Here is a 13,539-nt window from a genome sequence, read left to right on the forward strand (position 1 = left end):
AATGGTACCATTTTTGAAATTACCCTGATTTATAGTACGGCGTTTTATCTAAAATCCCAAAAAGGCAGAGACGTATTTCAATGCTGTAAAAACAATTATTACGGCCAGCATCCATTTGATAGCCTTGGCCGGAACAAATTTTTGACAACGCGCCCCAAAGTACATACCCGCTGCCCCGCCCAAACCAAACAAAATCCCCAAAAACCAATCCGGAGCTACCGACATGTTTGGGTAAAACTTTGCGATAGCCTGGTAGAAAGTCACCCCGGCCACTGAGGTGACAAAGGTTCCCATAAGTGCGGCTCCGGCTACGGTATAAACCGGCAACCCGAAGAAGGTCACAAAAAACGGGGCTATTATGGCACCGCCGCCAATGCCGTAAATACCGCCTACTATACCTACAAAGAAGCTAAGTGTGAAAATTCCCCAGAATGAAACGTCAAACGTTTCATCATAGAAGGTGTATCCCAAACGTTTCAAATTAAAATGGGTCACCTTGACCACCGGCCGAAGACTGTTTTGGGATATACTTCGGCCAGCCGCCTTCGAACGGTGACGGCGCACCACCTTCTGAAACCGCCTTTCGCTGTTGGTTTTGTTGGAGTTGTACGAATTTTTTTTCAGCAGATCTCGCAACAGCTTAAGACCGATGTAAAGCAAAACTCCAGCTGCAAATAGCTTAAAATGTCTTGGATTTGGGAGGTATGCGACGCGCACGACAGCGCCGATAAAAACCCCCGGAAGCGTGCCTGCCACCACGATCCAGGTAAGAGGCCACACCATCCGACCTTCTTTGCAATAGCGATACACCCCGCTGGGGATAGCCACGACATTGAACAGTTGATTGGTGGCGCTGACCGATGGGTTGGTGTACCCGAGGAAGGACATCTGGAATGGCAATAGAAGGAAAGCGCCTGAGACGCCTCCCATGGAGGTGAAGAAAGAAATCACGAAAGCCACCAGGGGCGGAATCCAAGGAGCGACTTCGACTCCGGCCGTCTGAAAATTCATAATGTTCTCCTTTAAAAATGGTTTTGATAGAACAAACACGATAAATCTAAATTGCGTATAAATATATCAAGGTATTTATTTGACTGTAAATTATTCAGAGATTCTTTACAAAACCTTTTTTTGTAATCGTTCACGGTTGCCGGTTTATGCCTGACATTTTTATCAGAGTTTCCGTTCCCATGGTTGAGTTGTTGTTGAAATTGTGGTAATGGTGGCCGGGCCCTAGAGACAAGGCATGCCTTGTCTCTACGGTGTTGCCACTGTTACCATTGATTCCCACATAACCGGTGTTGCCGGCGTTACCGTTCTATTTTCAACCGTAAACCGTTAACGGTTACACTTTTTTTATGTAATCCAGGCTTTTTATGGAAAGGGAAGCTTCACGCAAAACCAGCGCCCGTAATTCGGTTGTTTCAACAGCAGGTAGCCGACACCTCAACCTCAACGAGGGTGATCGGGCTTGAGTATTATTCAATTGTTTTGCCGAGGTATTGCATATCGATTGCGCATAACTGCTAAAAAATATTCTTAAATATCAACATGTTAAACTTTAAAGGTCAAAGGAGTTGTATGAAAAACCAGCTTTTACAGCTTTGAACAAATTTACTATAAGCTAAAAATACCTTGACTTATAGAAAAAAATATAATTATTGCATAATTATTTATATGTTTAAGGACTCGCTCAAAAATAAATTCATGAAATCACTGCTCAACTCCAATCGCAGGTTCAGTTTCAAATTTTTTTGAATTGCCCGATGGGGAGCTTTTGGAAAATACTTAAGGTTTAATTCATTATGTTTATAATCGGTAATCTCTTTAATGCAGTTGCGCTTGTTCTTTACTATATTCTTAACATCTATATGTGGATTATCATTGCCCGGGCAGTGCTTTCCTGGGTTAATCCAGATCCGTATAATCCTATTGTACGGTTTATACACAACATTACAGAACCTGTTCTCTATAAAATCCGTACAAAACTGCCTGTTAATTTCAGCGGGATAGATCTTTCTCCTATTATTGTTTTTCTGGCAATTATCTTTCTTCAAAAATTTGTTGTGGGGAGTCTTCAGGGGATAGCTTTTAGTTTTTTATCTAAATAGAGGAGTGGCAATTAAAATTGAAAACCACACCGATCGATATACAGCAACAACAGTTTAAAGTAAAATTCAGAGGGTTTGACATCCATGCAGTCGATTCTTTTCTTGAAGAGATGGCTGACACCTTTGAAGTAATGCAGCATCAAATAGAAAATCTTAATGATAAAATCCACAGGCTTAAACTTGAAAATCAAGGATACAAAGAACGGGAAGACACTTTTAAACGCGCCATTCTTAATTCCCAGGAAGTGCTTGAACAGATAAAGGATAATGCTAATAAATCAGCAGAAATTATTATTGCAGACGCAGAGGTAAAAGCCGAAAAAATACTTAACAGGGCTCATAACAGGCTTTCACAGCTCCATGAAGATATTACTGAATTGAAAAGGCAGAGAATGCAAATTGAAGTTCAGATACGCTCCATAATTGAAACCCATACCAAGCTACTTGATATGGGGAAAGAAGAGACAAAAATATTGGATGACGTCGATTCCAAGGTTAAACTGCTTAAGCATACTGATCAGTTTTAGCCAATTCTGAACATCTGTAAATTTAATAGTGGCTATTTTGAAAAGGGTAGAGATTAAATCATCTCTGCCCTTTTTTTGTGGCATGTAAATTGCTTTGACTAAAATAGCAAAATTCTTGAACTTTAGTTTTCATAAATTTATAGGAGTGGTTTATGGCCCAAATAGATGCCTTTTTCAAGTTGATGCATGAGCAGGGTGCTTCTGATTTACATTTAGTCTCCGGTCAGCAGCCGGCTCTTAGAATCCTTGGTGATATAGAAAGAATAAAATATAAGACTCTGGACAGTGATAACCTTAGGAGCATGTTATATGAGATTGCTCCGGAAGAAAAGATAAAGGTATTTGAAGAGACTGGAGATATAGACTTTGGATATGAAATACCAGGCGTTGCCAGATATCGCGCTAATTTTTTTATGCAAAAATATGGAGTCGCAGCGGTTTTCAGGGAAATTCCCAGTACAATCCTGACAACTACGCAGCTAGGGCTTCCTGCTGTAATTTCAAAGCTGTCATCTTTGCCAAGGGGACTTGTTGTAGTAACTGGCCCCACCGGCAGCGGAAAATCGACTACCCTTGCAGCGATTATTGATGAAGCCAATAGTAATCGCAAAGATCATATCATCACAATTGAAGATCCTATTGAATTTGTTCATAAAAGTAAAAATTGTATTGTAAATCACCGTGAAGTTGAACTCCACACCAAATCCTTCAGCGCAGCGCTACGGGGCGCGCTGCGTGAGGATCCGGATATTATACTGGTCGGCGAAATGAGGGATCTGGAAACCATATCCCTGGCAATTGAAGCAGCGTCTACAGGGCATCTTGTTTTCGGTACACTCCATACAACCAGCGCCGCCAAAACCGTAGACCGTATTATTGAGGTTTTCCCTTCCAGTGAACAGGCCCAGATACGTTCAACCCTCTCTGACGGCTTACGAGCTGTTATCGCGCAGGTTCTTTTTAAAAGGATCGATAAAAAGGCCAGATGCGCTGCTCTTGAAATACTTATAGCTACTCCGGCTGCCAGAAACCTTATCCGGGAGTCAAAAACCCACCAACTTGCGTCAACAATCCAGACAGGAAAAAAATACGGGATGCAGCTCCTGGATGATGCAATTATGGAACTTTATAATAAAAGATGGATCGCTGCTGATGAAGCATATTCCAAAGCTAATGATAAGGCGCGCTTCCGGCCGCTGCTCAAGCATCCGCCTAATGATTTTACAGAAGCATAATATAGGATCGCAAATTAAATAACTTGAACAATATTATTTGTCTTTTGGCCCATCTGCTGTGTTGCATTAAAGGCCGAATACTTCGAGTATTCAACCTTTAATGCGCCTTGCAGATGAATCAAAATCCTTCATAATCTTTGTCCAATTTATTTAATCTCCGATCCATAGGAAGATTGTCATATGAAAAAACGTGAAATTGATCATATTCTAACTAAGATGCTCGATGCCTACGAAAATGTGTCGGATCTTAACTTTACGGTGGGCAAACCTCTTCAGGTTGAAAGCTCGGGAGAATTGGTTCCGATCCACTTACAACCTCCTTTTGAGAGGCTAACCCCCTTTCAGACAGAAATTATCGCTTTGAATCTTATCAACAATGACCGCCGCCTTACTAACGCGCTTATTTCCAAAGGGTCCTGCGATCTGTCTTACAGTCTGCCCGGCAAAGCCCGCTTCAGGGTAAACATTTTTTCACAATCAGGAAAATATTCCATAGTATTACGGCGTCTTGAAGCAAAAGTACCCAATATTAACGAGATGAATCTTCCCAAGGTTTTTTACAAGATTGCCCAGGAAAAGAACGGTATAGTCTTTGTTACCGGAGCCACGGGCTCTGGGAAATCCACATCCCTGGCAACAATGCTTGATGAAATAAATGAACATAAGTCGGTTCACGTTGTAACTCTTGAAGATCCTGTTGAATATCAACATCCTCAAAAAAAATCTACATTTAACCAAAGAGAACTCGGGCTTGATTTTGATTCATTCGCCAGTGGCTTGCGAGCTGCTTTAAGACAAGCCCCCAAGGTTATACTGGTCGGTGAAATGCGTGACAGGGAGACTGTGGAAATAGGTTTAAGCGCCGCTGAAACAGGCCATCTTGTTTTAACTACATTGCATACTGTTGATGCGGGTCAAACAATAAACCGTATATTAGGGATGTTCAACAATGAAGAGGAGAAACAGATTCGAATACGGCTGGCCGATACAATACGATGGATAGTATGCCAGCGGCTGATTCCTAAAATAGGAGGGGGGCGGATTGCAGCATTCGAAATTCTTGGCACTAATGTAAGAGTTAGAGATTCCATACTAAACGGTGAATCAGAAGGTAAAACATTTTATGAAATCATGCAGGCCGGCAAACCTTTCGGTATGACTACATTCGATGATCATATTGCCGAGCTTTTCGGACACGGCATTATTCAGGAGGAAACCGCCATGGCCTATGCTTCACACAAGGCTGTCATGGGACGTAGTATCGATTCCTTAAAGAGTTCAAGGGGTGAAGCGACTTCTGATATTAAAGAGCTTGCAATAGATTATCAGTATAATGAATATAAACAATGATCGGTTTGGGAGGTATTCTATTTTAGTATGAATATTATATGTAAAAAATGTCAGGGTAAATTTAGAATAGCAGATGAAAAAATTCCTGCGGGCAAGACCGCATCATTCCCGTGTCCCAAATGTAAAGAAACAATTTACGTTTCAGGAGAGGCAGAAGAAAAAAATATTAAGGGCTCCGTGGATGAGGGGCTTGATTTTTACAAGGCAGATGAATGCGATTACGAGTCGGATGAAAAAACTTTTGATTTTGTTGAGGAGGAAGGTAACACAGCTCTGATTTGCGAAGAAGACCCGGTCATAAAAAAAAAAATAAGCAAAGTGCTTAACCTTATGGAATACCATATTACCGAGGCTGAGAATTCAAGGGATGCATTAACCAGGCTGAGGTACCATTCATATGATCTGGTAATCACCAATGAACGTTTCGACACATCCAACCCTGATGCAAATACGGTGCTCACATTTCTTGAGAGACGCAGCATGGCAGACCGGCGTAATACCTGTCTGATTCTTCTAAGCAGCAGATTCCGCACAATGGATAATATTATGGCATTGCAAAAAAGCGTAAACTGTATTATTCATATAGAAGATATTAATAATATAGATAAAATAATAGGGAAAGTCATAGCTGATAACGAATTTTTTTTTCGAACTTATAATGAGACTCTAAAGTTAGCTGGAAAAATATAGATGTTCATATAGATAATTTCACTGCGTTATCGGCCATAGGAGTATTATAGTACCCCTTTCCTTCCTCTTCCCCTGTGCCAAATTTTAAAATCGGGTAATTATATGAATACCACTGTATACTTCGGGTTCGCTTAAAAATATAATGACAACAGGATGTTATACTTGTAAAGATTATAGAGAAGAGATGATGCTGCTCGGACTGAAAAAACGTCTGAATAATACAGATTTGTCTAAAGATGAGCGGCGTCTTATAAAAAAGCAAATCGAGAAGATAGAAAAGAAAATGCAATTTGATTAACCTGGTTTATAAAAACTGTTTCTGACTATATGTAAAATTCCTTAACTGTTGCAGGAGAAACATGTGACCGGTAAAACAGATATTATATTAAAAGATGTTTCCTTTTCTTATAATGGAGAGCCTATACTGGAAAATGTTAATCTCGAAATCGAACATGGTGATTTCTCCACAATAGTCGGCCCCAACGGAGGGGGAAAAACAACCCTGTTAAAACTACTCCTTGGGCTCCTCAAACCTGATAAAGGCGAAATCCTGATTTTTGGCGATATACCTGACCAATCTTTGATGCGGGTGGGATATATGCCCCAGTATGCGCATCTCGATTTTCAGTTTCCTATTAATGTTATGGATGTAGTCTTGATGGGTTGCCTGGGGCGGAGCTGGTTTGGTTGGCACTCAAAGAATGACATTAAAAAGGCCCAATCTTCACTTGCGGAAGTTAAACTTGCAGATTATGCCGGCCGAAGGTTCAGCGAGCTGTCGGGTGGGCAGAGACAACGGGTTTTAATAGCCAGGGCTTTATGCTGCGATCCCGAACTTTTGCTTCTTGATGAACCTACCGCGAATATAGATCCGCAGATGGAAGAGGCTCTTATTGAAATCCTGAAAAGATTGAACCGGCACATGACGATACTCCTTGTAACACATGATATCGGTTTTGTTTCACAGGTTGTAAAAAGCGTCATATGTGTTAATCGACAGGTTGTAATACATCCCACAAGCAGTTTAAACGGCATGCTTATCAAAGAAATTTATGGTGGTGATTTTCGTATGATTCGCCATGACCACAGGTGTAGCGAAAAAGGTCATTACCATGCTTGAATTTTGGAATGCCCTGCTTGATCCTGATAATGAATTTTTGCGTCTTGCCTTATATGTGGGTATACTCGCCAGTTTACCTTTCGGTATTATAGGAACATACGTTGTAACCCGCAAAATCAGCTATCTTGCAGGCGCAATCTCCCATTGTGTATTCGGAGGTATCGGAGCCGGTCTTTATATTCAGGTAAAGCTGGGGTTTTTCTGGTTTGATCCTGTGTACGGAGCTGTGGCATCAGCTCTTCTTGCGGCTGTCATCATAGGGCTGGTAAGTCTCTACGCCCAGGAACGGGAAGATACTGCCATAGGCGCGTTATGGGCTGTGGGCATGGCTACAGGGCTTTTGTTTATAGATATGACACCGGGATATTTTGATATAACAAGCTATCTTTTTGGAGATATACTGCTGATTTCAAAATATGATCTTTGGCTGGTGATTTGTCTCGATATTTTAGTGATTGCAATTTTGATCCTGTTTTTCAACAAGCTGCTTGCTGTATGTTTTGATGGTGAGTTTGCGCGTTTGCGGGGAATAAATGCAGACGCGCTGTATATACTTCTACTCTGTCTCACGGCCTTAACCGTTGTTCTTCTTGTCAGAATGGTTGGTATTGTTATGGTTATAGCACTGCTGACCATACCGCCTGCGATTGCCGGCCTTTTTGCGAAAAGACTCTGGCAGATGATGGCTCTGGCGATAATTTTATGCGCAACGTTTACATGGTCAGGTCTTGCAATCAGTTATCATTTCAAACTTTCAAGCGGCCCTGCAATAATTGTTATTGCAGGGCTTACATACCTGATTGTTTTATCAGCCACACGAATAAAGAGGAAATGGCTGTACAGATTGATTTTTAAGTGAGGACTTATTTGATTGATTCATTCCAGAACGGGGATAACTCTCTAAGACGTTTGATAATAGGTGGTACCTTTTCGATAATGTATTTTATTTCTTTTTCAGTATTATATTTGCTGAGACTGAAGCGGATTGAACCATGAGCCGCAGTATACGGGACTCCCATTGCGCGTAATACATGAGACGGTTCAAGGGAACCTGTTGTGCAGGCCGAACCGGAAGAAGCGCATATACCATGCTCATTCAACATCAACAGTATGGCCTCACCTTCAACAAATTCAAAACTGATGTTGGTAGTGGTCGGCAGGCGGTTTTCCCTGTTTCCGTTTATCATGGAAGACGGTACGGTCTTTAGGATTTCAGACTCAAGCATGTCCCGTAATCTCTTGATTTTTATTTTTTCATTTTCAAAATTCTCCATAGCCAGTTCGCATGCCTTGCCCATCCCGATTATTGTTGCTACATTCTCAGTGCCCCCGCGCCTGCCGGTTTCCTGGTGCCCGCCAATCAAAAAAGGAGAAAACCTTGTCCCTTTTCTAATATAAATAACTCCTATCCCTTTCGGAGCATGAATTTTATGGCCTGACATGGAAAGCATATCTATCTGAATTTTTTGAACATCTATGGGGATTTTTCCTGCAGCCTGCACCGCGTCTGTATGAAAGACTATGCCTCTTTCAGACAACTCCCCGGCTATCTCCTCTATGGGAAATATAACTCCGGTTTCATTATTCGCCCACATTACACTGACAATAGCAGTATCGTCGGTTATATGATCATAGAGATAATCGATATCAAGCAATCCCTCGTTATCAACAGGAACATAAGTGATACGATGCCCGTTCCTCGATAGATCCTCGCAAAGACTTTTAATCGCCGGATGCTCAACCCTGGTCGTAATTATGTGTTTTTTCCCAGGATGGGTACGTAATGCTGCCTTAATGGCTGTATTATCACTCTCGGTTCCGCAACTGGTAAAGATAATTTCATCCGGTGAAGCATTTATCAGCGCCGCTACATTTGCCCTTGCCTCTGCTATTTTATAACCCGTTTCTCCACCGAATGAGTGCATGCTGGAAGGATTTCCATAATAATCGGAAAAGTAAGGAAGCATTGCGTCCAGCACCTCTCCATCGACCTTTGTTGTTGCATTGTTATCAACATATATGAGTTGTTTCACGTTTAACCTCTTTAACATTAAGTTCCGGAGATACAAGTTCTTTGATTTTGTTTTCAATAAAATTTTTAATTGTAACCTGGGATGTCATGCAATTCGCACAGGCTCCGCGAAGTTTTACATATATTGTATTTTCATCCAGATCTATCAGCTCAATATTTCCACCGTCTTTTTTAAGTACAGGCTTGATCTCCTGCTCGAGTATCTCTTCTATCAGCTTAATTTTTTGTATATTCGTCATTTTTTGCGGCTTTTTCTTTTCAGATCGCTCCTTACCCTGCATAGTATCGATTATTTCTTGAATCTTCTCCACGCAGTTTCCGCATCCTCCCCCGGCCTTTACAAAATCAGTTACATCTTCAACTGATGTTAAGCTGTTCTCGGTAATTGCCCGATTAATTTCAAGGTCCGTAACCCCAAAGCATTCGCAAACGATTTCCCCTTCGGGCTTCTGGTATGGAATACCCCGGTAATGCGCAATCGCTTTTTCAAGCGCATCACGCCCCATTACGGAGCAATGCATTTTTTCTTTTGGCAAATCACCAAGATACTTTGCAATGTAGTCATTGGTAACCTTCGCAGCATCATCTACGGTAAGGCCTCTGATTATTTCAGTCAAAGCCGAAGAAGATGCTATGGCACTGGCGCATCCGAATGTTTGAAATTTTGCATCTATAATTTTTTCATTTTCACCTACCTTAAAGGTGAGTTTCAAGGCATCCCCGCAGGAGAGTGAGCCTACTTCACCTATCCCGTCAGCATCTTCAATAACACCTACATTACGGGGATTCAGAAAATGATCTTTTACTTTATCAGTATATTCCCACATGCTTCACTCCTTTTACAAACTTCCGATATCACAATATGAACTTTGAACAATTCCGCCCGACTGTTATTTTTAGTATAATTAGTGCCTGAACGAAAACTATCTATCATTTTGATAAAATAACTATTTCCAGCTTTTTTTCTAAACGAAGATCTAAAGCGATTAGCTTTAAGGCGTTAGGTATTAGCTCTAAAAATGTTCTATTTTTCTTTTAACACCTAAAACTTCATTTAAATAAACAAACAATAACGCCTTGTTTTATTTTGATTAATAGGGTTTCCGTTCAGGCATTAATTATATAATTTATTTAATTCTCTAATACTAACTGCCGAGTTTGATTATATATAATCATTAAAGAATAAAATCAACACAGATAATTTTTATAGCATGGCCGACATATTTAAGAATCATGACATACAACCTTTTGCAAAATAATCACCCCGGCGAAAGCCGGAATCCAGTCTTTTCAAATAATTGCAAACCATCTGGACTCCGGTTTTCACCGGAGTAATGACTTTTGAATAGACCATCAAGTATTAAGTTGAAAAGAAAACAACAGGGATAAAGACCCATATTTTTTGGGGCTGATTTTGGCTGTTTTTACCAATATTTTTTATCGTAATCGCGATAAAGCCGCTTTAAGTGCCAACCAAATTTAATACCTTTCCAAATAAATTTGTACAAATCCCTGAATGGCACTTTAACTTTGTTTATCCTTGAAGGTACATATGCGGCGCCCATTGCATACAGAATTGCAAAATAGCGATAAAAACGTCTTAACGGTAGTTTCGTCGGAAGGATCGTATGCAGACAGTCATAATAGAGACAGGGGTCTTCACAGATGAAATTGTCCTGAGAATCATGGAAGTCATTTGTTCCGGGTGGTGGTGAAAAAATTGTAAATGCGAATTCCGCAGGAGCCATTTCCTTTATCGTTTTCTGAACAGTGATAAAGTCTTCTTCTTCAAAATCGGGATTGATCATAAGCGCTGCATGAATGTTAAGATTCAAATCTCTAAGTATCTCTCTTGCCTCTCTGTTTTGTGAAGGTGTGGCATTTTTATTGTAGGCATTTAGAGTTTCCTCTTTAAGCGATTCAAAGCCGATATAAACGAACTCAAGTCCGGCTTTTTTCCAGAGTTTAAAAAGTTCGGGATGATTACATATGGTATCACTTCTTGCCCACGATAGATATTTTTTCTTTATCCCCCTTGCGATAAGCATTTCCGCTATTTTAGACATTCTTTTTGTGTTAATAAAAGTCTCGTCATCAACAAAATAAATATATTCCTGAGGCAAAGACTCGATTTCGTCGACGACATCCTCGACTTTTCTCTGCAAATACTTGCCGCTTGCCAGAAAGTGCACGACACAAAAACTGCAGCGATTTGGACATCCCACGCTGGTTCTGACACAGGCAATTTCCGGGAAGAGCGTTTTTGTTTTCCTGCCCGGTTCTCCATAGCAAAGACAATAATATTTAGATACATCTATCAAATCACGACGAGGTTTCGTGTTTATGCCATCCGGATGAAGTGCGGGTGGTGGTTTTTTGGCAAGTTCATCGAAATTTTCCGAAGCAGGCTGCAGAATCCACTGAGATTCGGGCAGCTTTTCTCCCCTTTCCATAGCCGCAATGATTACCTTGATTGCGGAAACTCCATCTCCACGTACAACCAAATCAAAAAGCTCAGGATACTTGCAGTCAAGAGGAATACTTGATGAATGTATTCCCCCGATACAGACTACTGCTTCCGGCAGAATTTTTTTGGCAATTGCCGCAAGTTCTTTATTAGTACGAAACTGACCGGAAAAACCTCCAAAACCTATAAAATCAGGCTGATATTCCTGAAGTGCCTTTTTAAATGCAGCAACAGGCTTTTTATGTACCGCCAGATCGCAAATTTTCACATCATGAGGCTCCTGCACCGCACCGGCAATCAACTCCTGAGCGTAGGGCTCAAGGAGCAGCATTGTCTGCAGCCATTTGGACGTCGGCATATAAGGATATGGTCTGACTAATAAAATTTTAAGATTCATTAAGTAATATCACCTTTTTTTAAAAACCCGAAATTAAAATAAATGTTAGAAGGGTGCAATACAAAAAAATGACGCCGATTAAGCAGCCAGCGGCAAGTCTTTGATCGTGTTGTTATCAAACATATTTCTCTCTATTCCCAATCCGTTACGACAGGCATTTTTCAGCTTACCTGTCAGGACTAATGAACGTAGTAAGATTACATTCTCAGCATTTTCCCGCTTCCGAAACAGTCCCGTTCCCTTGATGCGGAGATTGATGACCCGGCGAATGACACTTTCGACAGTACCGCTGCCGGTGGGCAAGTCGTTATCACGGAATGTTTTATATTGAAATTTAGAATGATCACCAAAATAGTCATTCAATTTCTTCAAGGCAGCCTTTGGAGCGTTTCTTTTTTTGGGCAATTTTTCCCTAATAAGATCGACAATCCCTTTTATATCGCCATTCCATAGCAGTTCTCGAACCTGTGTGGAGAGCTTTTGCTTTTCCCTCTCTGTTAATTTCAAGGCATCAGATATAATCTTTTTTACAATGTTGATATTCTGTTTTGCGTGTGTATAGTCCAAAATCCGCTTTGCGTTACTCAGATCCAGTTCGCTGATAAGCGTATCAATTCTTGGCCAAATACCTTTTCCGCCATCAGCGCAAAAAATAATTTCCGAGGCCTCCTCGAGGTTTATCCATGAGAGGTATTCCTTGAGCAGTTCAAAAAAATTATCCAAACTATCGCATGATCCATCAAGAATGGGGCTGATCGATTTGATTTTTTTGCCATTTTCGTCAAACTAAAGTGGACCCATCGGCAACCTGAACAGTCAGTTTTTCGCCAATGTTTATCTCAATACCCTGGATCAATTTGTTAAGCATACCCTTAAATGCCGGTATTATCTGCACCAACATTGCATGAAACAAAAATCGCTGAATTGAGCTGCGCCGAGTAAGAATCAGAAACGATCAATACCGAAAGATATAAGTTAAAAGCAATAACTTACAAAACCGCGGGATATTAGGTGTCAGGCTCAAATGATTTGTTCGGCCTTGGTTTTTCTATAAGATAGCCGGAAACATAACGGTACAAAACGCTATACATAAGTGTTTGATATGGAATCCCTTTTTCTACAGCAAGAGCTTGGATTTCCTCCAGAATTTTTGACGACATTCTGATATTAACTCTTTTATCCTTTTTTAAGGTTTTGTGTGCATACTGCTGATGCTTCACTATTTCTTCTTTAACATTTTGCACCGACTTCCACTCACCTCGCTCAAAGGATTCGAGAATCTCTTGTTCGTCTTTATCGAGTTTAATTTTATCCATTCTTGCCTCCTAAATAAACACGAGTGGCTTTACGACTTGGAATTATTGTTTTTAGAAACTTACCATTTTCATTTTCCACAAATGGAACAAGATAAGCATAATCATTAATTTCAACCAAAAGTAATTGTTGGTTAGGATATTTTTCTTGATTGGGATGAGCTACAATATCAAGCACATCACCTCGCTCAATATGCATGGTTATTTGCTCAAAACTCACACCACGTTCTATTTTAAGCTGTTCATTTTTTTCTTTATTCCATCTATAATAGTCCATAAATTAAACCTAATAGAATG

15 protein-coding genes are annotated in these 13,539 nt (G+C 40.5%); 8 read left to right on the forward strand and 7 right to left on the reverse strand.

The genetic code is table 11. The features are described 5' to 3' along the window. Positions 1-48: 48 nt before the first annotated feature. Positions 49-1,011, reverse strand: coding sequence for a sulfite exporter TauE/SafE family protein (locus BuS5_RS02000; protein ID WP_027352632.1), 963 nt, complete (start codon positions 1,009-1,011; stop codon positions 49-51). A 794-nt stretch (positions 1,012-1,805) separates the two neighbouring features. Here BuS5_RS02000 and BuS5_RS02005 point away from each other — a divergent pair. The 8 genes from BuS5_RS02005 (at position 1,806) to BuS5_RS02040 (ending at position 7,892) form a co-directional block, all read left to right on the forward strand. Further along, the gene (locus BuS5_RS02005) at positions 1,806-2,111 is read left to right on the forward strand and encodes a YggT family protein (protein WP_027352631.1); all 306 of its coding nucleotides are present in this window, start codon (positions 1,806-1,808) and stop codon (positions 2,109-2,111) included. A 17-nt stretch (positions 2,112-2,128) separates the two neighbouring features. Then, positions 2,129-2,638, forward strand: a complete 510-nt coding sequence (locus BuS5_RS02010) for a DivIVA domain-containing protein (protein WP_027352630.1) — start codon at positions 2,129-2,131, stop codon at positions 2,636-2,638. A 152-nt stretch (positions 2,639-2,790) separates the two neighbouring features. Continuing rightward, positions 2,791-3,873 (forward strand): type IV pilus twitching motility protein PilT, encoded by a 1,083-nt coding sequence (locus tag BuS5_RS02015; RefSeq protein ID WP_027352629.1) that lies wholly within the window; start codon positions 2,791-2,793, stop codon positions 3,871-3,873. A 180-nt stretch (positions 3,874-4,053) separates the two neighbouring features. Further along, a complete protein-coding gene (locus BuS5_RS02020; protein WP_027352628.1) occupies positions 4,054-5,223 on the forward strand; it encodes a type IV pilus twitching motility protein PilT in 1,170 nt (389 codons plus the stop codon). Positions 5,224-5,250: 27 nt separating this feature from the next. Then, on the forward strand, positions 5,251-5,913 hold the full coding sequence (locus BuS5_RS02025) for a zinc-ribbon domain-containing protein (RefSeq protein ID WP_027352627.1): 663 nt from the start codon (positions 5,251-5,253) through the stop codon (positions 5,911-5,913). A 142-nt stretch (positions 5,914-6,055) separates the two neighbouring features. Further along, entirely contained in the window at positions 6,056-6,211 is a 156-nt protein-coding gene (locus tag BuS5_RS02030; RefSeq protein ID WP_198012156.1) for a hypothetical protein, read from the forward strand. Between the two features lie 63 nt (positions 6,212-6,274). Beyond that, on the forward strand, positions 6,275-7,033 hold the full coding sequence (locus BuS5_RS02035) for a metal ABC transporter ATP-binding protein (RefSeq protein ID WP_027352626.1): 759 nt from the start codon (positions 6,275-6,277) through the stop codon (positions 7,031-7,033). Continuing rightward, a complete protein-coding gene (locus tag BuS5_RS02040) occupies positions 6,993-7,892 on the forward strand; it encodes a metal ABC transporter permease (RefSeq protein WP_304412899.1) in 900 nt (299 codons plus the stop codon). Before BuS5_RS02035 ends, BuS5_RS02040 begins: the two co-directional genes overlap by 41 nt. 4 nt (positions 7,893-7,896) lie before the next feature. Here BuS5_RS02040 and nifS read toward each other — a convergent pair whose 3' ends face one another. From nifS to BuS5_RS02070, 6 genes are all read right to left on the reverse strand, one after another. Then, on the reverse strand, positions 7,897-9,066 hold the full coding sequence (nifS, locus tag BuS5_RS02045) for a cysteine desulfurase NifS (RefSeq protein WP_304412898.1): 1,170 nt from the start codon (positions 9,064-9,066) through the stop codon (positions 7,897-7,899). After that, positions 9,044-9,892, reverse strand: coding sequence for a Fe-S cluster assembly protein NifU (gene nifU / locus BuS5_RS02050; RefSeq protein WP_027352623.1), 849 nt, complete (start codon positions 9,890-9,892; stop codon positions 9,044-9,046). Before nifU ends, nifS begins: the two co-directional genes overlap by 23 nt. A gap of 597 nt (positions 9,893-10,489) precedes the next feature. Next, complete coding sequence (locus BuS5_RS02055; RefSeq protein ID WP_027352622.1) at positions 10,490-11,929, reverse strand: B12-binding domain-containing radical SAM protein; 1,440 nt, start codon at positions 11,927-11,929, stop codon at positions 10,490-10,492. 78 nt (positions 11,930-12,007) lie between these two features. Next, the gene (locus BuS5_RS02060) at positions 12,008-12,652 is read right to left on the reverse strand and encodes a hypothetical protein (protein WP_027352621.1); all 645 of its coding nucleotides are present in this window, start codon (positions 12,650-12,652) and stop codon (positions 12,008-12,010) included. 284 nt (positions 12,653-12,936) lie between these two features. Next, on the reverse strand, positions 12,937-13,245 hold the full coding sequence (locus BuS5_RS02065; RefSeq protein ID WP_027352620.1) for a CopG family antitoxin: 309 nt from the start codon (positions 13,243-13,245) through the stop codon (positions 12,937-12,939). Continuing rightward, the gene (locus tag BuS5_RS02070) at positions 13,238-13,519 is read right to left on the reverse strand and encodes a BrnT family toxin (protein WP_027352619.1); all 282 of its coding nucleotides are present in this window, start codon (positions 13,517-13,519) and stop codon (positions 13,238-13,240) included. The genes BuS5_RS02065 and BuS5_RS02070 overlap by 8 nt, the downstream gene beginning before the upstream one ends. Between the last annotated feature and the right edge of the window lie 20 nt (positions 13,520-13,539).

This window comes from Desulfosarcina sp. BuS5 (genome assembly GCF_028752835.1).
Lineage (GTDB): Bacteria > Desulfobacterota > Desulfobacteria > Desulfobacterales > BuS5 > BuS5.